The sequence below is a fragment of the Glaciihabitans arcticus genome, from assembly GCF_004310685.1.
In the GTDB taxonomy this organism is placed as follows: Bacteria; Actinomycetota; Actinomycetes; order Actinomycetales; family Microbacteriaceae; genus Conyzicola; species Conyzicola arctica.
The window spans coordinates 2385423-2404220 of sequence record NZ_SISG01000001.1 but is presented as its reverse complement, the minus strand read 5'-3'; the positions used below and the strand labels follow the sequence as shown (position 1 = coordinate 2404220).

At 67.3% G+C, this 18798-nt stretch carries 18 protein-coding genes; 9 read left to right on the top strand and 9 right to left on the bottom strand.

From position 1 onward, the window contains the following. Positions 1 to 77: 77 nt before the first annotated feature. On the bottom strand, positions 78 to 686 hold the full coding sequence (locus EYE40_RS11745; RefSeq protein WP_240034805.1) for an LURP-one-related family protein: 609 nt from the start codon (positions 684 to 686) through the stop codon (positions 78 to 80). A 44-nt stretch (positions 687 to 730) separates the two neighbouring features. Between EYE40_RS11745 and EYE40_RS11740 the strand changes: the two genes are divergently transcribed. Both EYE40_RS11740 and EYE40_RS11735 read left to right on the top strand, forming a co-directional pair. Further along, positions 731 to 1357: a hypothetical protein gene (locus EYE40_RS11740; protein ID WP_130982120.1), complete on the top strand. Its 627-nt coding sequence runs from the start codon at positions 731 to 733 to the stop codon at positions 1355 to 1357. A 25-nt stretch (positions 1358 to 1382) separates the two neighbouring features. Continuing rightward, positions 1383 to 2528: an AAA family ATPase gene (locus EYE40_RS11735; protein ID WP_130982119.1), complete on the top strand. Its 1146-nt coding sequence runs from the start codon at positions 1383 to 1385 to the stop codon at positions 2526 to 2528. Here the strand turns inward: EYE40_RS11735 and EYE40_RS11730 are convergent. Then, entirely contained in the window at positions 2525 to 3142 is a 618-nt protein-coding gene (locus tag EYE40_RS11730) for a PadR family transcriptional regulator (RefSeq protein ID WP_240034804.1), read from the bottom strand. The genes EYE40_RS11735 and EYE40_RS11730 overlap by 4 nt on opposite strands. Further along, positions 3139 to 3939, bottom strand: coding sequence for a DUF4097 family beta strand repeat-containing protein (locus EYE40_RS11725; protein WP_130982118.1), 801 nt, complete (start codon positions 3937 to 3939; stop codon positions 3139 to 3141). Before EYE40_RS11725 ends, EYE40_RS11730 begins: the two co-directional genes overlap by 4 nt. 147 nt (positions 3940 to 4086) lie before the next feature. On the opposite strand from EYE40_RS11725, the gene EYE40_RS11720 reads away from it, so the two are divergent. Beyond that, on the top strand, positions 4087 to 4842 hold the full coding sequence (locus EYE40_RS11720; protein WP_130982117.1) for a MerR family transcriptional regulator: 756 nt from the start codon (positions 4087 to 4089) through the stop codon (positions 4840 to 4842). Positions 4843 to 4898: 56 nt separating this feature from the next. Here the strand turns inward: EYE40_RS11720 and yczE are convergent, their stop codons facing one another. After that, positions 4899 to 5510 (bottom strand): membrane protein YczE, encoded by a 612-nt coding sequence (gene yczE, locus EYE40_RS11715; RefSeq protein WP_130982116.1) that lies wholly within the window; start codon positions 5508 to 5510, stop codon positions 4899 to 4901. An 80-nt stretch (positions 5511 to 5590) separates the two neighbouring features. Between yczE and yczR the strand changes: the two genes are divergently transcribed. Together yczR and EYE40_RS11705 are read left to right on the top strand one after the other, a co-directional pair. Beyond that, positions 5591 to 7009, top strand: coding sequence for a MocR-like transcription factor YczR (gene yczR / locus EYE40_RS11710; RefSeq protein WP_130982115.1), 1419 nt, complete (start codon positions 5591 to 5593; stop codon positions 7007 to 7009). A gap of 118 nt (positions 7010 to 7127) precedes the next feature. Continuing rightward, positions 7128 to 10742 (top strand): efflux RND transporter permease subunit, encoded by a 3615-nt coding sequence (locus tag EYE40_RS11705; protein ID WP_130982114.1) that lies wholly within the window; start codon positions 7128 to 7130, stop codon positions 10740 to 10742. On the opposite strand, the gene EYE40_RS11700 is transcribed toward EYE40_RS11705, so the two are convergent. Then, positions 10739 to 11197, bottom strand: coding sequence for a GNAT family N-acetyltransferase (locus tag EYE40_RS11700; RefSeq protein WP_130982113.1), 459 nt, complete (start codon positions 11195 to 11197; stop codon positions 10739 to 10741). The two genes, EYE40_RS11705 and EYE40_RS11700, sit on opposite strands and share 4 nt — an antisense overlap. Positions 11198 to 11484: 287 nt before the next feature. On the opposite strand from EYE40_RS11700, the gene EYE40_RS11695 reads away from it, so the two are divergent. Both EYE40_RS11695 and EYE40_RS11690 read left to right on the top strand, forming a co-directional pair. Continuing rightward, positions 11485 to 13629 carry a DEAD/DEAH box helicase gene (locus EYE40_RS11695; RefSeq protein ID WP_130982112.1) on the top strand — a complete coding sequence of 715 codons (2145 nt, stop codon included), beginning with the start codon at positions 11485 to 11487 and terminating at the stop codon, positions 13627 to 13629. 141 nt (positions 13630 to 13770) lie between these two features. Beyond that, the gene (locus EYE40_RS11690) at positions 13771 to 14220 is read left to right on the top strand and encodes a GNAT family acetyltransferase (protein ID WP_130982111.1); all 450 of its coding nucleotides are present in this window, start codon (positions 13771 to 13773) and stop codon (positions 14218 to 14220) included. On the opposite strand, the gene EYE40_RS11685 is transcribed toward EYE40_RS11690, so the two are convergent. After that, positions 14174 to 14593 carry a GtrA family protein gene (locus EYE40_RS11685; RefSeq protein WP_130982110.1) on the bottom strand — a complete coding sequence of 140 codons (420 nt, stop codon included), beginning with the start codon at positions 14591 to 14593 and terminating at the stop codon, positions 14174 to 14176. The two genes, EYE40_RS11690 and EYE40_RS11685, sit on opposite strands and share 47 nt — an antisense overlap. Before the next feature lie 139 nt (positions 14594 to 14732). Between EYE40_RS11685 and EYE40_RS11680 the strand changes: the two genes are divergently transcribed. Then, positions 14733 to 15674, top strand: a complete 942-nt coding sequence (locus EYE40_RS11680) for a glycoside hydrolase family 16 protein (protein WP_130982109.1) — start codon at positions 14733 to 14735, stop codon at positions 15672 to 15674. A 45-nt stretch (positions 15675 to 15719) separates the two neighbouring features. After that, on the top strand, positions 15720 to 16073 hold the full coding sequence (locus EYE40_RS11675; RefSeq protein WP_130982108.1) for a DUF4180 domain-containing protein: 354 nt from the start codon (positions 15720 to 15722) through the stop codon (positions 16071 to 16073). Between the two features lie 53 nt (positions 16074 to 16126). On the opposite strand, the gene phoA is transcribed toward EYE40_RS11675, so the two are convergent. The 3 genes from phoA to EYE40_RS15685 form a co-directional block, all read right to left on the bottom strand. Further along, entirely contained in the window at positions 16127 to 17794 is a 1668-nt protein-coding gene (phoA, locus tag EYE40_RS11670) for an alkaline phosphatase (protein WP_204742242.1), read from the bottom strand. A 101-nt stretch (positions 17795 to 17895) separates the two neighbouring features. Further along, positions 17896 to 18288 (bottom strand): EamA family transporter, encoded by a 393-nt coding sequence (locus EYE40_RS15690; RefSeq protein ID WP_240034803.1) that lies wholly within the window; start codon positions 18286 to 18288, stop codon positions 17896 to 17898. Continuing rightward, on the bottom strand, positions 18245 to 18784 hold the full coding sequence (locus EYE40_RS15685) for an EamA family transporter (RefSeq protein ID WP_240034802.1): 540 nt from the start codon (positions 18782 to 18784) through the stop codon (positions 18245 to 18247). The genes EYE40_RS15690 and EYE40_RS15685 overlap by 44 nt, the downstream gene beginning before the upstream one ends. Positions 18785 to 18798: the final 14 nt, after the last annotated feature.

Genomic DNA, 18798 nt, shown 5'->3' with positions numbered 1-18798 from the left:
CCTGTTGCACCCACTGTCAACTCGTTAAATACAGGAAGCCGGAACCATTTCGGTTCCGGCTTCCTGGGGAGGAGTGGTTAGCGACCCATAAGCGCGTCGAGGCCGACCGCCATGGCGGCGGCGAGACGGAAGTCGAGCGTGGTGTCGGGCACCTCGATCGTGTACTTGTCGCGCAGGCCAAACTTCTTCTCGCTCGTCATGACCTTCTGGCCGGTCGCCTTGCTGACGAAGTCGAAGTGGAAGACGAAGGGAAGGTCGACGAAGCGGCGCAGGATGCCGACGAGGGCATTGCGCTCCTGACCGTAGGCGTCCATGCCCGGGCCGACGAAGTGGAAGCTCGAGCGCAGCAGGCTGGCCTTGAAGTCCTTCTGGAAGTACCCGATCGGGGTTCCCGCGGCGTCGAAGACGTCGTAGACGGCGGCAAGATCCATGATCTGGCGGGCCTTGAAGGAGAAGACGGCCGTGGTGCGGGCTTCGTCCGAATAGAACGTCACCTGCTCCTTGAAGGCCATGCGCTTCTGCTGGGCCATCGCGATGATGGGTCCTTCGGAGCCGTCGGCGTTCGCGCCGCGGATCTCGTAGCGGTTGACCAGCATCGTGATCTTCTGCTTGACGAAGAAGCGAGCCTTATGGTCGACGCCGCCGGTGGGGACGGTGGGTGTGGGAGCTGAGGATGAGTCGGACATGCGCACAGTCTAGAGGTGCCGTGTTACGCACATAGACTGCAAAAATGACGGGGAGAAGACGGGTGCGCTGGTGGTGGGTGGCCCTGCCGCTCGCGATCCTCGTGCTGGTCCCGGTCGGCATCCTGACGTTTCCGATTCTGATGCATCGGGATGGCGGACTCTCGCAGCAGCAGCCGGTCGACGATTGGCCGCTCGCGGTCTCCGCGAAGGGCGACGACGGACGTACCCGCGAGCTCATGGTGGTATCCGCGACCCCCGGCGGAACAGTGGATACCGCGGCGCTCGCCAAGGGCGAGCGCATCGTGGTCAGCGGCACGGGCTACAACCCGGCGCAGGGCATATATGTGGCGATCTGCGTCATCCCGGAGTCGCCCGACATCAAGCCCGGGCCGTGCCTCGGCGGGGTCCCCTCGGGTGAATCGTCGTCGGCGCCGGGAGCCACCGACTTCGCGCCGTCGAACTGGATCAACGACGACTGGGCCTGGAAACTGTTCGGCGCACGCGGCTACGACGACGCCGACGGCACCTTCACCGCGTACCTCGAGGTGCCGGCACCGACCGGCGACGGCATCGACTGCACCGCTCAGAGGTGCGGCATCTACACGCGCAACGACCACACCGCCCTGCGCGATCGTGTGCAGGACGTGTACCTCCCCGTCGCGTTCGACTGACAGGGGCATCGGCAACAATGGCCTGATGCTCACAACAGTCGCGGTCGAGGGATACCGCTCCCTCCGCTCACTGGTGCTTCCCCTCGGCCCGTTCACCGTCGTCACCGGCGCGAACGGCAGCGGAAAGTCGAGCCTGTACCGGTCGCTGAGACTTCTGGCCGCGGCATCCCGAGACGGCGCAATCGCCGCGCTCGCCGCCGAGGGCGGTCTGTCGTCGACCATGTGGGCCGGCCCGGAGAATGGAACGCGCGCGGGCTTTCCCACGCAGGGCACCACGCGGTCGGGGCCGGTCGCCCTCAAGCTGGGCTTCGCGAGCGACGACCTGAGCTACGCGATCGACTTCGGACTGCCGCAGCCCTCGCGCACCGCGTTCTCCCTCGACCCCGAGATCAAGACCGAGAACATCTGGAGCGGGCAGATTTTGCGGCCGGGCACCCTGCTCACCGAGCGACACGGCCCGAGCGTGAGGGTGCGAACCGGCGACGACTGGCTGCGGCACGAGCTGAAACTGGCTCCGTGGTCGAGCGTGCTGAGCGAGGTGGGCGACGCCCGCGCCGCGCCCGAGGTGCTCGCACTGCGCGAGACGCTGCGCTCCTGGCGCTTCTACGATTCCCTGCGCACCGACGCGGACGCCGAGGCCCGGCAGGCTCACATCGGCACCCGCACCCCCGTGCTGTCCGCGAGCGGCTCCGACCTTGCGGCCGCACTGCAGACGATCCGCGAAATCGGTGTCGCCGCCGAACTCGATGCGGCGGTCGACCGTGCCTTCCCGGGCAGTCGTGTGGGTGTGGATGCCCCCGACGGCCGTTTCGCCGTGTCACTCACGCAGCCCGGACTCCTGCGTCCCCTCGGCGCGGCCGAGCTCTCCGACGGAACGCTGCGCTACCTCCTGTGGATCGCCGCGCTCCTCAGCCCCCGACCGGCACCCCTGCTCGTGCTCAACGAGCCCGAGACGAGCCTGCACCCCGCGCTCCTCGAGCCGCTCGGCGAGCTGATCGCCGCGGCGTCGAAGAACTCGCAGCTCATCGTCGTGTCGCACTCGGCACCGCTCATCGCCGCGCTGGGGCGCGCGGGTGCGCTCGTGCACGAGCTGTCCAAGGAGAACGGCGAGACCCGGCTCGTGGGCCAGGGGCTGCTCGATGCGCCGAGGTGGAGTTGGCCGAGCCGCTAGTCCAGCGTCGCCAGAACCTCGGAGCGCACCGCGTCCAGTCGGGCACGCAGAACATCCACCGTTACCACCCCGAGCCGGTCGCCGGCCACGGCGCCGCGTAGGTCGGACCGCAACTGGTGGCGGAACGACTGGAGCAGGGCCTCGGCCTCCTGCAGGTTCATCCTGCTCTCTGTGCCCTGCGTCACCTTGACCGTGTGGGAGGCCTGCCGCGATTCGGTGCGCGCGTCGCGCGCCGCTGAGGCGAGATCTGCCCGGAGCGTCTTCATGGCGTCGTTGACGGATGACCGGACCTCGTCGGCGAGGCGACGCACCGAGTCGGTGACGCCGTTCTCGATGTCACCGAGCTCGGAGTCGCGGGACGCCAGCTCTGCTCGGCCGGTGGCGGTGATCGCGTAGACGGTCTTGCGGCCGTCGGCGGCCTTGGTGACGAGGCCCTCCTCCTCGAGCTTGCCGAGGCGGGGGTAGATCGTGCCGGCGGAAGGGATGTAGGTGCCGCCGAAGCGGTCGCCGAGCGCCTGGATCAGCTCGTAACCGTGCATGCCGGTTTCACTTTCGGCGAGCAGGCTGAGCAGGTAGAGCCGCAGGTGCCCGTGGGCGAAGACGGGCGGCGTCACGCCGACACCGAGTGCAGCACGGAGACGTTTCCGCTGACCGTGTTGGCCTTGAAGTCGAGCCAGGTCTTGTCGAGTTCGCCGTACTTGCCGGTGTAGCTGCCGCGCACGCCGGTGATCTCGGAGTCGTCGAGCTGCAGGCGTCCGCTGACCGTGTTGATGCGGTACTGGGCGGCGAGGCCTGGTGCGAGGCGGGTGGTGACGCCGCCGCTCACTGTGCTGACCACGATCTCGTCGGGGGCACCCGCGACGTCGAGGAACACGTCCCCACTCACCGTGTTGCCCGAGAACTTCATGATCTCGCCGGTCGCGGTGATGTCGCCGCTGATCGTCTTCGCGGAGATCGCGCCGTAGTGGTTGCGCACGGCCATTTCCCCGCTCACGCTGTTCAGCTGCAGGTCGCCGTAGACGTTGTCGATGACGACCTCACCGCTGACGGAGCTGATCGAGGCGTCTTCGGTGAGGCCGCTGATCAGGGCGGTCGCGCTGATGACGCCGAACTTGAGCGCGATGTCGCGGGGGACCATGATGCTGACGTCGGCCTTCGCGGTGCCGGCGAACGACTTGAACACGTCGAGGAAGTTGTCCCAGCTCATCTGCGGGTGGTCGACCTCGAGGGTGTCGCCGTCAATGGACACCCGCAGCGCCTTGCCGCTCACCGAGTGCACCTCGACGCGGGCGGTCGGCTCATCGTGCCCGATGATGTCGACCTTGCCGGCGATGAGGCTCACCTTGAGGTTGCGCACGAGGCCGATGTCGATGGTCTTGGCGTCTTCGATCAGCCACTTCTCCTGGGCCATGGGGTTCTCCTAACGTTGTGGGAAGTCGCGATATATCGCGTGTTCGAGAATCACGATATATCGCGTTTACGAACAACGCAACACTTTTCTCTTGACCTTGACGCTGCGTCAACGTCTAGCGTGGGATTCGCGAGAGAGGAGCACAGCATGGACTGGTCCATCCAGGACATCGCCCGACTTGCGGGCACCACGAGCCGCACGCTTCGGCACTACGGGGACGTGGGGCTGGTGCACCCCACCCGCATCGGCAGCAACGGCTATCGCTACTACGACGAGCTCGCGCTCGCCCGACTGCAGCGAGTGCTTATGCTGCGGGATCTGGGGCTCGGAATCCCGGCCATCAAGGGTGTGATCGAGGGGCAGGCGGACGACGCCCGCGCCCTCGCGACCCATTTGCGGTGGCTGCAGCGGGAGAAGGAACGCCTCGACCGGCAGATCGCCAGCGTCGAGGTCACGATCAGCAAGATGGAGGGAGGTGAACAACTCATGGCAGAAGAAATGTTCAACGGATTCGACCACACCCAGTACCGGGACGAAGTCGAGGAGCGCTGGGGCAAAATGGCCTACGCCGACAGCGCCGAGTGGTGGCGCTCGAAGTCGACGACTGAAAAGGCCGAGTGGATGTCGCGGCACGAGGCCCTCGCGGCCGACTGGATCGCGGCGGCTCAGGCCGGACTCGACCCGAGCGGTGCGGAGGCCCAGGCGCTCGCCGCCCGGCACGCGGACTGGCTCAGCGGCATCGCCGGCACCCCGCGCAACGGATCCCGCCCGACGAAGGAGTACTTCGTGGGGCTCGGCGAGATGTACGTGGCGGACGACCGGTTCGCGGCCAACTACGGCGGTACCGAGGGCGCTGGTTTCGTGCGTGACGCGATGCGCGTCTACGCGGACGCGAACCTGTAGCGACACAGCGAAAAGTGCTCCAACCCGGGCGGGTTGGAGCACTTTTTGCGGTTCGGCTAGTGCTTGATGGGCTCGAGCGGCTTCTCGCTTACCGCTGCCGGCACGAGGAAGAACGGGATCGTGAGGTTGACCATCGGCCCGATGAGCAGAGCGAAGGCGACGGTACCGATTCCGACGTTGCCGCCCAGCAGCCAGCCGATCGAGAGCACCACGACCTCGATCGAGGTGCGTACGATCCATATCTTCACGCCCCAGCGGTGGTGGATGCCCGTCATCAGACCATCGCGCGGGCCCGGCCCGAACCGGGCACCGATGTACAGTCCGGTCGCGATCGCGAGCAATACCAGGCCGGCGATGAATAGCGGGATGCGCACCCACAGCTCGCTCTGCTCAGGAATCAGTGCGAGCCCGAGTTCGGCCGAGGGCCCCACGAGGAGCGTGTTGAGCACGGTGCCGATGCCCGGCTTCTGGCGGATGGGGATCCAGAGCAGCAGCACGATGACGCTGACGATCACGGTGATGACACCGAAGGAGAGGCCGGTCTGCTTGCCGATGCCCTGGGTGAGCACGTCCCACGGCGCGACGCCGATGGCGCCACGCACGATGAGGGCGATGGCGAGTCCGTAGAAGATGACGCCCACAACGAGCTGGACGATGCGGCGGGTCATAACAAGATTGGCGTTCACAAGAGCAATCCAATGACGAAATTGGCCTTCTCACAAGATGCCAATTCGCCTAAAGTGGCTTGATGGCATCTCTTTCCGCCCGCGCACTGGCCCTCCTACTTGACAGGTGGCGTGACACCGACAAGCCCGCCTACGCGGCGCTCGCCGAGCGAATCCGCCTACTTGTGCTCGACGGACGCATCGCGCTCGACACCCGCCTGCCCGCCGAGCGCGAGTTGGCCGAGCAGCTCGACGTGAGTCGCACCACGGTCAGCGCGACCTACGCCGACCTGCGCGCGGCCGGTTACCTCGAGAGCCTGCGCGGCTCAGGATCCGTCGCCAAGCTGCCGAGCCGCGGCATCCCTGCCGGGCAGCAGCCCGAACCCGGCCTGCTCGACCTGACCAAGGCGGCGATGCCCGCGACGCCGGAGATCGTCGATGCCGCGAAGCGCGCCGCCGAGCAGCTGCCCGCCTATCTCGGCGACTCCGGCTTCGACCCGATCGGGCTGCCGGTGCTGCGCCAGGCGATCGCCGCGCGATTCACGAAGCGCGGGCTGCCCACCGACCCCGAGCAGATCATGGTCACGATCGGCGCCCAGCACGCCATTGCGTTGCTCTCCCGCACGCTGCTCGTGCGCGGCGACCGCGCGCTCGTCGAGACGCCGAGCTACCCGCACGCCTACGAGGCACTCAAGGGTGCCGGGGCGCGACTCGTTCCGGTGACCGTCACGACCGACGTCGGTTGGGATGAAGCCGGGCTCGAGCAGGCGATCCAGCGCACGAGTCCTTCGCTCGGCTACCTCATGCCCGACTTCCACAACCCGACCGGGCGCTCGATGTCCGCCGAGCTGCGGGAGCGCACCGTCGCGCTCGCCGAGCGCCACGGCACCGTGCTCATCGCGGACGAGACGATGGCCGAGCTCGCGATCGACGAGGTCGAGAGCACGCTTCCGCTCGCCGCGTACGGCCCGGCGATCACGATCGGCTCGGTTGGCAAGACCGTGTGGGGCGGCGTGCGCATCGGCTGGATCCGTGCGGAGCGCAACGTCATCCAGCGCCTGGTACGTGCTCGCAGCGCGGGCGACCTGGGCACGCCAATTCTCGAGCAGCTGCTCGTCGCCAACCTGCTCGACGACTTCGACGCCATCTTGGCGACTCGAAAGACCCAGCTGCGCGAGAACCGGGATCGGCTGGTCACGCTGCTCGCCGAGCGGATCCCCGAGTGGGAGGTGCCCCGTGTCGCCGGCGGCCTCACCACCTGGGTGAACCTCGGAGCGCCGGTCAGCTCGCAGCTCACGCTCGCCGCCCGCTCCGTCGGACTCCAGATCGCGGCCGGGCCGCGCTTCGGAATCGACGGTGCGTTCGAGCGATTCCTGCGTCTGCCGTTCGGCCACAACGCCGAGGAGATGGAGCGCGCGGTCGACGCCCTCGCGGTGGCGTGGGCGAGCGTCGGGCGTCATCCCGTCTCGGTGGAAGCCGGGTATCTCGCCGAAGTCGTGTAGCTAGCAATCATCCCCGGGGAGTACGCGCCGCAAACGTGAAACGCGATACTGGGTAGGCACGAAGAAGTGCGCTTTCCCCGCGCTCTCGCGCACAGCATTCGTTCCAGGGAGTAACGCCGTGCATTTCTTGTCCATCTTCAGCCTGCGCAACCGCGCGCTCATTGCGCTCGTGACGGTGGTCATCGGCATCTTCGGCGGCGTGGCGCTGACGTCGCTCAAGCAGGAGCTCATCCCCTCGCTGTCCCTGCCGCAGCTGTTCATCATCTCGACCTACCCCGGCGCCTCGCCCGAAGTCGTCAACGATGACGTGTCGATACCGATCGAGAGCGCCATTCAGGGCGTCGCGGGTCTCGACGGCACCACAGCCGTCTCGAACGCCAACTCCTCCACCATCACCGCCTCGTTCACCTACGGCACCGACATCACGACCGCCGAGCAGAAGGTGCAGCTCGCGATCAACCGCATCTCCGGCCAGCTGCCCGACGGTGTCGACACCCAGGTGCTCACCTTCAGCTTCAGCGACCTTCCGGTCATCCAGATAGCCGTCACGAGCGACCTCGAGCCACGCGAACTCGCCAACCTGCTCGAGAACTCGACCCTGCCGGAGCTCCGTGACGTGGAGGGTGTGAGCGACGCGACCCTGCTCGGTGCCACCACGCAGCGCATCTCCATCACCCCCGATGCGGACGAACTCGCCGATCACGGCCTCACCACGCAGTCGATCCGGGATGCGCTGAAGGCCAACGGCTCTTTGCTGCCCGCGGGCGAGATCACCGAAGACGGTAAAACGCTTACCGTGCAGGCCGGCGAGAAGATCGACACCGTCGAATCGCTCGAGAGCCTCCCGCTGCTCGGTGCGACCAAGTCCGTCTCCATCGTGCAGCCCTCGCCGATCCCGGGTGTGCCGCCCACGAGCACCGAGACGATGGTTCCGGATGACGCGGCCTTCGTTTTGGGCGACTTCGCGACCGTCGAACTCATCGATGATCCGGTCACCGGCATCTCCCGCGTGAACGGTGAGCCCTCGGTCACGATCGCCGTCACCAAGAGCCCGGCCGGAAACACCGTCGAGGTCTCGCGCCTCGTCAACGAGATGGTGCCGGATCTCGAGGAGGCGCTCGGCGGCAACTCGACCTTCACCGTGGTCTTCGACCAGGCTCCCTTCATCGAGCAGTCGATCGAAAGCCTCACCACCGAGGGTCTGCTCGGACTGCTGTTCGCCGTGGTCGTTATCCTCATCTTCCTGCTGTCGATCCGGTCGACCCTCGTGACGGCGATCTCCATCCCGGTCTCCGTGCTCATCACCTTCATCGGCATGCTTGCCTCGGGCTACACGCTGAACATCATCACGCTCGGCGCGCTCACGATCGCGATCGGACGCGTGGTCGACGACTCGATCGTCGTCATCGAGAACATCAAGAGACACATCGGCCTGGGTGAGGACAAACTCGCCGCGATCCAGACGGCCGTCAAGGAGGTCGCGGGTGCGGTCACGGCATCCACCGTCACCACCGTCGCCGTCTTCCTGCCGCTCGCCCTCGTCGGCGACGTGACGGGCGAGCTGTTCCGTCCCTTCGCCCTCACAGTGACCATCGCGCTCGCCGCCTCGCTGTTCGTGTCGCTCACGATCGTGCCCGTGCTCGCCTACTGGTTCCTCGGCTCGACGAGCCGCACCGAAGACCAGCAGCTCGAACTCGAAGAGAAGGCGGGCCGCAGCTACGGCCTCGTCGCCCTGCGCGGAGCGATCACCGGCCTCATCGTCGCGGTGATCATCGCCGGTGCCACTGTCGGAGCGCTCATCGCGGGCGACCTGTGGAGCGACGACTACATCGTGCCCATCGTGGGTGCTGCGGTCGTCATCATCGCGCTGCTCACTGCGCTGCCGCTGCTCACGCTGCGCCTGTCGCGCCGGCGCCTTGCGCGCCCGCTCAAGACGGTGCAGGTGCAGAGCGAAGACGAACTCGAGAAGCCGACCAGGCTGCAGCGCGGCTACCTGCCGATCATCCGGTGGACGCTCGCGCGCCCCGTCGCGACGCTGCTCATCGCTGTGCTCGTGCTCGGTGGAACGCTCGCCCTGATCCCGTTCATGAAGACCAACTTCCTGGGCGACAGCGGGCAGAACACCCTCACCGTCAGCCAGACCCTGCCGCTCGGCACGAGCCTCGAGGTGCGCGACGAAGCAGCGAAGAAGGTCGAGGCCGCGCTCGGCGACGTCAACGGTGTCGACACCGTGCAGCTCTCGCTCGGCTCGAGTGGCGGATCGCTCCGTGCCGCGTTCTCCGGCGGCGGTGCGACGAGCTTCTCGCTCACGACCGACCCCGACGTGGACCAGCCGACGCTGCAGGCCGACGTGCGCGAGGCCATTGCGGGCCTTGACGATGTGGGTGACGTCGCGGTTGCCGCAGCCGGATCGGGCTTCGCGTCATCCGACATCGAAGTGAACATCAAGGCATCGAGTGACGCCGACCTGCGCGAGGCGGCTCAGGCCGTGCTCGACGGGGTCAAGGACCTCGACGTGGTGGCGGAAGCCGCAAGCAACCTCTCGGTCACGCAGCCGTTCATCCAGGTGCAGGTCGACCGCACCAAGGCCGCGGAAGAGGGCCTCACCGAGGTCGCGGTCGGCGGGATCGTCGCCGAGGCGATGAACCCGAGCGCCGTCGGCTCCGTCGTGATCGACGAGAAGACGCTGTCGATCTACATCCGCAACGACTCCGCCCCGCAGACCGTTGCGGAAATTCAGGACTTCGTGATCCCGACCCGCGGCGGCGACGTGAAGCTCAGCGAGCTCGCCACCGTCGAGCAGGTGGATGGCCCCTCGAGCATCACCGCCATCAAGGGCATCCGCAGCGCGACGGTCACCATCACGCCGAATAGCGACAACGTGGGTGCCGCGTCGGCGACGGTCACCGCCGCCGTGGCCGAGGTCGACCTCCCCGCCGGCGCGACCGCAGAGCTCGGCGGCGTCACCTCGCAGCAGGGCGACGCGTTCTCGCAGCTCGGCCTCGCGCTGCTGGTTGCGATCCTGATCGTCTACGTGGTCATGGTCGCCACGTTCCGCTCGCTGCGCCAGCCCCTTCTGCTTCTCGTCTCGGTGCCGTTCGCGGCGACCGGTGCGATCGCGCTGCAGGTGATCTCCGGGGTACCGCTCGGCGTGGCATCCCTCATCGGCGTTCTGATGCTGATCGGCATCGTGGTCACCAACGCGATCGTGCTGGTCGACCTCATCAACCAGTACCGAGAGCGCGGGATGAAGGTGGGCCAGGCCATCGAATACGGCGCCTCCCGCAGGCTCCGCCCGATTCTGATGACGGCCCTCGCCACGATCTTCGCGCTGCTGCCGCTCGGCATCGGCATCACCGGTCACGGTGGGTTCATCTCCCAGCCGCTCGCCATCGTGGTCATCGGCGGTCTCGTGTCGTCGACGCTGCTCACGCTGATCGTGCTGCCGACGCTGTACTACGTCGTCGAGGGACGCAAGGAGCGCAAGGCCGACGCCCGCCGCGAGGCCGCGCACCACCACGGTGCTCACGTGGCGCCGGTCGCACCCGATGCTCCGGTTGCCGCACACCCGGCCCCGGTGGCGGCGCGTCCGGACGTCGAAGCGCCCGTGCAGCCCCGCCCCGCCCAGGTCACGCCCAACCAGTACCCGACAACGCCCGCCGTGCCCCCGACCACACCGAACGTGCCCCCGATCACGCCGAACCCGGCCCCACAGCCGCCGACCATCGGCTAAGCCAGGCGCTTCTCCATACAGACGCTGAACTCGTCGCCGACGTACGGCCCGAAGCCAGGGATGTGTGCGTAGCCGTTCTTCTCGTAGAGCGCGATGGCTGCGAGCTGCTTGGGGCCGGTCTCGAGCTGGAGGACAGTGACGCTGTGGGCGACCGCGTGCGCCTCGACGGCGGCGAGCAGCGACCCCGCGATGCCCTGACCGCGCGCGGACTCGAGCACGAACATCCTCTTCAATTCTGCTGACCCGTCGCCGCGCAGCACGATCGCGGCGATGCCGACGACCTGGGTGTTGTCGTCGCGGGCGACGAAGAGGGTGGTTCCGGGCTCCTCGAGTTCGCCGACCGTCAGCAGGTAGCAGCTCTCTGCCGGATACAGCGACAGCGCGTACTCCCCGCTCAGGCGCAGCATCTCGATGACGTGCGGCTGGTTCGGTTTCTCCGCTGCAATGGTAGGCATGACCCCAGCATATTCATGTCCCTACATGGACAACCGTCAAGCGGTGGTCTAGTGTTGGTAAGTCGGCTCGAGACAGCGCGTGTTCACGCGTATGGGTTTGTAAGTCTTAGAGGCCGGATCCCCAGCAAAATGCTGGAGGAGAAATCACACGATGTATGTGATGGCCTCGGTCAAAGACTGCCCGGGTTCAGTAAGTGCTATTTCACATGGTGCTGTGCGCTACTCCCGCATTGCTCCGCTACAGAAATGCCGCTTGTTCATGCACAAGGAACAACCCGGAAAGAACTATGTCTCCCTTTAACAATTCCTCAGCAGGACGCGACTCCAAGAAGCCGTTCCGCTCCAGCGACCGCAACGGTTCCAAGCCGGGTTCGCGCAGCGAGGGTCACCGTGGCTTCCACGCCGACGCGGCCGCTCCGAAGAAGCGCTGGACGCAGGATGACCGTGCCGCCCGCACCGGCGACCGCCCGTCCAACAGCGCACCGCGCACCGGCCGTGACGACCGACGTCCCGACTGGAACCCGCGCGACAAGCCGGCCTACGGCGACCGCACGGCTCGCACCGAGCGCCCCTCGTACAACAACGACCGCGGCAGCGAGCGCGGCGAGCGTCCTGGCCGCCCTTCGTACAACAATGATCGCCCCGCGTACAACGGCGACCGCCCGCAGCGTTCGAACGACCGCGGCAACGATCGTCCGTCCTACGGTGACCGTCCGGCCCGCCCGTCCTACGGCGACCGCACCGACCGCCCGGCCCGTCCGTCGTACAACAACGACCGCCCCGAGCGTCCCTCGTATGGCGACCGTCCGGCTCGCCCCTCGTACGGCGACCGCACCGACCGTCCCGCGCGTCCGGCCTACAACAACGACCGCGGCAACGACCGCTCGGATCGTCCGGCCACGAACGACCGCCAGCCGCGCCAGGCCTACAACGACCGCGCGCCGCGCACCGAGCGTCCGTCATACAACAACGAGCGTCCGGCACGCCCCGCCTACAACAGTGACCGTCCGGCACGACCCGCCTACAACTCCGAGCGTCCCGCACGCACGGAGCGCCCGGCCTACAACAACGATCGCCCGGCGCGCTCCTACGAAGACCGCGCACCGCGTCGCGACTTCAGCGAGCGTCCCCCGCGCCGTGACTTCGATCGCGATGCAGCTCCCCGCCGCGAGAGCGACTTCTACACCCGCAGCCAGAACTCCGGTCCGCAGGAAGACGTTGTGCTCGAGCGCCTCGAGGCAGCCGTCATCACCGCCAAGGACGTCGAAGGCGTGACCTTCGCCGACCTCGGTCTCGGAGCGAATATCGTTCGCCAGCTCGGCACGATGGGCGCAGAGGCGCCCTTCGCGATCCAGGCAGCGACCATCCCCGACGTTCTCGCCGGCAAGGATGTCCTCGGCCGCGGCAAGACCGGATCGGGCAAGACCATCGCCTTCGGTGCCCCGCTCGTCGAGCGTCTTATGGAGAACAACGGTGGCAAGGATCGCCAGATGGGCCGCAAGCCCCGCGCGCTGATCCTCGCCCCCACCCGTGAGCTCGCCATGCAGATCGACCGCACGGTGCAGCCCATCGCGCGCAGCGTCGGCCTGTTCACCACCACGATCGTCGGTGGCGTTCCGCAGTACCGCCAGGTCTCCGCACTGCAGCGCGGTGTCGACATCATCATCGCCACCCCCGGCCGCGTCGAGGACCTCATCGAGCAGGGTCGTCTCGACCTCTCGAGCGTCTCTGTCACCGTGCTGGACGAAGCGGACCACATGTGCGACCTCGGGTTCCTCGAGCCCGTGCAGCGCATCCTCAAGGAGACGAAGGAGGGTGGCCAGAAGCTGCTCTTCTCGGCAACTCTCGACAAGGGTGTCGCCACCCTGGTCAAGCAGTTCCTCGTCAACCCGGCCGTGCACGAGGTTGCCGGTGAGGACCAGGCGTCCTCCACGATCGACCACCGCGTGCTGCTCATCGAGCAGCGCGACAAGCGCGCCATCATCCAGCAGCTGGCTTCCGGCACGGGCAAGACCCTCGTCTTCACCCGCACCCGCGCGTTCGCCGAGGAGATGAGCGACTTCCTCGAAGATGCCGGTATCCCCGCGACCTCGCTGCACGGTGACCTCAACCAGTCGCGCCGCACGCGCAACCTGCAGCTGCTCACCAGCGGCCGCGTGAACGTGCTCGTCGCGACGGATGTTGCGGCTCGCGGCATCCACGTCGACGACATCTCGCTCGTCATCCAGGCCGACGCTCCCGAGGAGTACAAGACCTACCTGCACCGCTCGGGCCGCACGGGCCGCGCCGGCAAGCAGGGCACGGTCGTCACGCTGATCCCGAAGACCCGTCGTCGCAAGATGGACGAGCTCCTGGGTCGCGCCGAGATCGACGCCCGCTCCGAGATCGCCGCCCCCGGCGACGCGGTCATCGCGGAGCTCGCTGCGCTGTAGTCAGTTTTTTCAGACGGCGCTCACCCTTGGGGTGGGCGCCGCCTGTGTTTAACCCGGCGAATTCAGGAGCACAGCGCCCAGGGCTGCACTATCCAGTGCTGGCCCACCTGCTCCGGAGTTTCAAGACGCTTTAATGGCGGGATGACCCTGCGCCCGTTCCACCCCGCCGACGAGTCCGCCGTGATCGACCTCTGGGTCGCCGCGGGGCTCGTGCGTCCCTGGAACGACCCGAGGCTGGACGTGGCCCGCAAGCTGAGCACCCAGCCCGAGCTCTTTCTCGTGATCGAGGACGAGGACGTCATCGTGGCCACCGCCATGGTCGGCTACGACGGTCACCGCGGCTGGGTCTACTACCTCGCGGTCGCCGAGCAGCACCGCGGTCGCGGCTTCGCGCGACAGCTCATGGCGGAGGCCGAGCGCCTGCTCATCGAGCGGGGCTGCCCCAAGATCATGCTCATGGTGCGGGCCGACAACGCCGCCGTGATCGGCATGTACGAGGGTCTCGGTTATGCGACCGAGTCGACGGTGGTGATGGGCAAGCGCCTTATCGCTGACGCGGCGCCGGACGCACCACGCCCCGCAGCAGAATGAACCGCGTCGCCACGAAGTTGGTGACGAACGACAGCGGCAGGATCGCCACCTTCGACCAGATCGGTGCAAGGTGCCAGGTGTCGTGGATGAGCTGCACGAGCACCGAGAATCCGGCGACGGATGCCGCGTACCACGCGACGAAGACCACGAAGCTGAGCAGGGTCGGCTTCACCCGGAACGTGTAGCGGGTGTTCACGAAATACATCACCACGATGGCGACGGTGGAGCTGATCAGGTTGGCCCAACCCGGCTCCAGGCCGAGCGCTACGCCCAGGCTGTAGATCCCGAAATCGACGACGAGACCCAGCAGGGTGCCGATGAGGAAGCGGGTCAGGTGGTGGGCGAGCCGCGTCATCCTCTCGCCTGTGGTCACGGCTTCACACTAGGGGATGGCTCTCTGGGAGGGGCCTCCGAGTCTCGTGTCTGGGAGCGCTCCCGGCGTAACGTAGCCGACCGACAACGTCGTGCGCGCCAGCGTCATCCGGGCGTCACGACCTGACAAGGAGGTCATGATGTCGGATACGACAGCACTACCGAACCGTCGCCGGGCGCTCAGCGCTGTGGCGGTCCTGGCCCTTGCGGCCCCCATCGCCTTGGTTTCCGGGGCTGCGGCGCAAGCGGCGCCACCCGCTCCGGACGGCTGGCAGACCGTCTTCGCGGACGACTTCGACGGCCCCGCGGGCGAGGGTGTCGATGGCAACAACTGGATCCTGCAGCAGGGCCACGGCTACCCGGGAGGTGCGAGCAACTGGGGCACCGGCGAGATCCAGTCGATGACCAGCGACCCCGCGAACGTCTCCAAGGATGGCGCGGGACACCTCGCGATCACCCCGCAGCGCGATGGAGCCGGCAACTGGACGTCGGCGCGCGTCGAGTCCGCCCGCACCGACTTCGCCGCCCCGGCCGGCGGCGTGATGCGCATCGAGGCATCACTCAAGCTGCCCGACGTGAACGAGCAGAACGGCACCGCCTACTGGCCCGCCTTCTGGGCGCTCGGCGACAACGCGCGCAGCAACGGTGCGGCCAACTGGCCGAGCATCGGTGAGCTCGACATCATGGAGGCGATCAACGCCCGCAACTCGCACTTCGGAACCCTGCACTGCGGCGTCGCCCCCGGCGGCCCGTGCAACGAGTTCAACGGCCTCGGCAGTGGCGAACGCTCCTGCGACGGATGCCGCACCGCGTTCCACACCTACGCGGTCGAGCTCGACCGTTCGGGTGCCGTCGAGCAGCTGCGCTGGTACCGCGACGGTGAGCAGTACTACACGGTGAACGCCGACCAGATGGACGCGCAGAGCTGGGCGAACGCCGTGCACCACGGCTTCTTCGTGATCATGAACGTCTCGATCGGCGGCGGCTTCCCCGGTGCCTTCGGCGGCGCCGTGCCGAATGATGCGACCGAGCCCGGCAAGCCGATGCTCGTCGACTACGTAGCGGTCTACACGCGCGGCTGACGTAACACACGTGACAGCCGTCGCGGGTGTCGCTAGGTTTCGGGGATGCGCATCTCTGAGACCGGCGGCACCCGCATTGTTTTTGTGGATGACGTAGGCCCCCTCATCTCCACCGCGAATGACGTCATCGGCGACGCCTGGGGGCACGAGGCCACCCTTATCGCGATCCCGGCAGAGCGCCTCGATCCTGCGTTCTTCAACCTGAGCTCGCTCGTCGCCGGCGAGTTCCTGCAGAAGATCGTGAACTACCGGTTGCAGGTCGCGATCCTCGGCGACATCGACGCGCACCTCGAGCGCAGCGGCGTCCTGCGCGACTTCGTCTGGGAGTCGAATCGGGGAACGCAGGTCTGGTTCCTCGCGGATGAGGCGGCGTTGACCAAGCGCCTCGGCCGCGGTTAACGAGAGGTGGCGCCGATCCCTCCTGAGAAGATCGACGCCACCCGGTCGAGGAGCTATCTGACGCGGTAGCTGACCTTGACCGTCTTTCCGCTGTGGGCACCCGTGACTGACACGGTGTAGACGCCCGGCTTCTCGGGAGCCGTGATGCTGAAGGTCGCGGAGCCGTTGATCGCATCCGCCACACCGATCGCTTCCTTGGCCTGCGACGCTGCCAGCTGGCGGTCGCCGAGGAAGTTCTTCGCGGTGATCGTCATCTTCGCGCCGCCGTCGACCGTGGACTTCGACAGGGTCACGCGCGCCTTGTAGCTCAAGTCCTTCGTGTCGCGGTCGAGGTGCAGGGCGCGGGACATTGTGAAGAAGGTGTCCGTCTGGTCGGTCAGGCCGACGACGTTCGCCGCGCCCGGTCCGAAGCCCGCGATGCGGAGCTGCGAGCCGGTGTGCTGCTGCGATCCGCCCGCGGCCGCCGTGCCGTAGGAGATCTTCATGACCGTGCCGTCGACGGTGGTTACCGCGGAGCTCAGCGAGGTCGGCGGCGTGGAGTCGACGATCTGGCTCGAGTGGGCGTGGTCGGCCGTCACGAGAACGAGCGTGTTGCCATCCTTCTTCGCGAAGTCGAGCGCTGTCTTGACCGCGTCGTCGAAGTCGATGGTCTCGCCGATCTGGCCGCAGGCGTTCGCCGCGTGATCCTGCTTGTCGATGCTCGCGCCCTCGACCTGCAGGAAGAAGCCCTTCTTGGTGTTCGTCTTCAGCAGGCTGATCGCCTTAGTGGTCAGCGAGGAGAGCGACAGGGCATTCTCGAGGCGGTCCGGGTTCTCGGTGCAGGTGACGGCGGTGTTGGCGCCGCCGACGGTTGCGACGGTCGGCGCGTAGCGGGTCGGGAAGTTACCCGGCGTGAACAGTCCGAGCACGGGCTTCGACTGGTCGGCCTTCTTCACCGCCGCAAGCTCCGCTGCGGTGTCGACGAGCTGGTAGCCACGCGCGGCGGCCTGGTCGAAGAGGGTCTTGCCCTGCCACGGTCCGGCCTTCGCGGTCTGCGTGAAGCTCGCCGAGCCACCGCCGAGAGTGACATCGGCGCGGGTGCCGATCAGCTGCTCGCTGATCGATCCGAGGCCGCCGGCGGTTAGGGCGTCATCGCCACAGGTGGTGCTGTCGGGTCCGTAGCAGGAGCGCGCATCCACGTGAGCGACCTGAACGGCGGGTGTTGCATCCTGAATCTCAGCGGTCGAGACGTTGCCCGTCTTGAAGCCGTTCGCCTTGGCGATCTCGAGGATGGTCTGCTGCGGCACCCCGTCGATGTCGACGGAGACGGCGTTGTCGTAGGTCTTGGTTCCGGTGGCCCAGGCCGAGCCGGTCGCGGCCGAGTCCGGCACGTAGTCGGGCTTGCCCTTGTTCACGCCGTCCTTGTAGAGCGAATAGGTCGTGTACTGGCCCGTGAGCGGCAGGGCGTCGATGCCCGGCAGGCGTCCCGCGGCGCCGTAGGCGTAGTTGCGGGCGATGGTGATCTCTGAGTCGCCCATGCCGTCACCGATGAGAAGGATGACGTTCTTCGCGTTGCTCGGCTTGATCTGCGCCTTGATGGCGTTCGTGCGGTCGTCCTTGTTGCGGACTGCGCCCGCGTTGTCGTCGATCGCGGCGATTGCGGCACTCGGCAGCAGGATCGCTGCGGCTGCGACTATCGCGGCGGGGAGCAGGAAGCGGCTCCGGGTAGTTCTTTCGCTCACGGTGGAAACTCCTTTGGGGGTGAGACCCCCATTTGGGGGTCGCCACAACCCAACCCTCGCAAGACCAAATCCCCGTGAACGAGGGATGACGTTTGAGAGAATCAGGCCAGGGCGAGCATCGCCGCTGCCGCGAGAGCCAGCACGAGCCCGATGACCTGAACCGGGGCGATGCGCTCCTTGAGCACGATCGCCGCGAGGATGATCGTGCCCGCAGGGTAGAGCGCCGTGAGCACGGACATCACCGTGAGGTCGCCGAGGCGCAGGCCCAACAGGAGACCGGTGTTCGCCACGGCGTCTACGACCCCGCAGGCGATAGCGAGCAGGAGGGTGATGGGGTCGGGGCGCGCTCCCGGCGTCCGCTTGCGCGCGCGCAGCCACAGCACGCCGACCGCGAGCGTCAGGATGAGGCCGCTGACCGCGCGGTTCGCAATGAGGGGCACGAGGCCCGAATCATCCGGAGTCTGATCGATCAGGATCAGGAACGCGCCGATCATGGCGCCCGACCCGACGGCCATCAGGATGCCGCGCAGGCTCGGCCGCACCGCGCTCTTCTCCTTCACGAAGCCCACGAGCATTCACGAAGCCCACGAGCACAACGGCCACGAGGGCGATACCGATGGCGACGTACCCCACCGGCCCCAGTCGCTCCCCGCGCAGCAGTCCGAAGGTCAGGGGCACTATCGCCGAGACCACCGCGGTAAGTGGGGAGAGGATGCTCATCGGCCCGATCGCCAGGCACGCGTAGAGCAGGCTGATGGCCAGGGCGCCGGTCACGCCGGAGAGGCCGCCCCAGAACAGCGCCTCGGCCGACCACACGCCGCCGAAGACGGGGTAGACGAGCAGCAGCCCCAGCGCGCCCACGACAGCGGCGATGGCCGTCACTCTCACGGCGGCCATGCGGCGGGAGGCGATGCCGCCCAGGAAGTCTGCGCCACCGAAGATGAGCGCGCTCGTCACGCCGACCACAACGGTGAGGGCGGAAGCGAACATGTCGCCAACGCTAT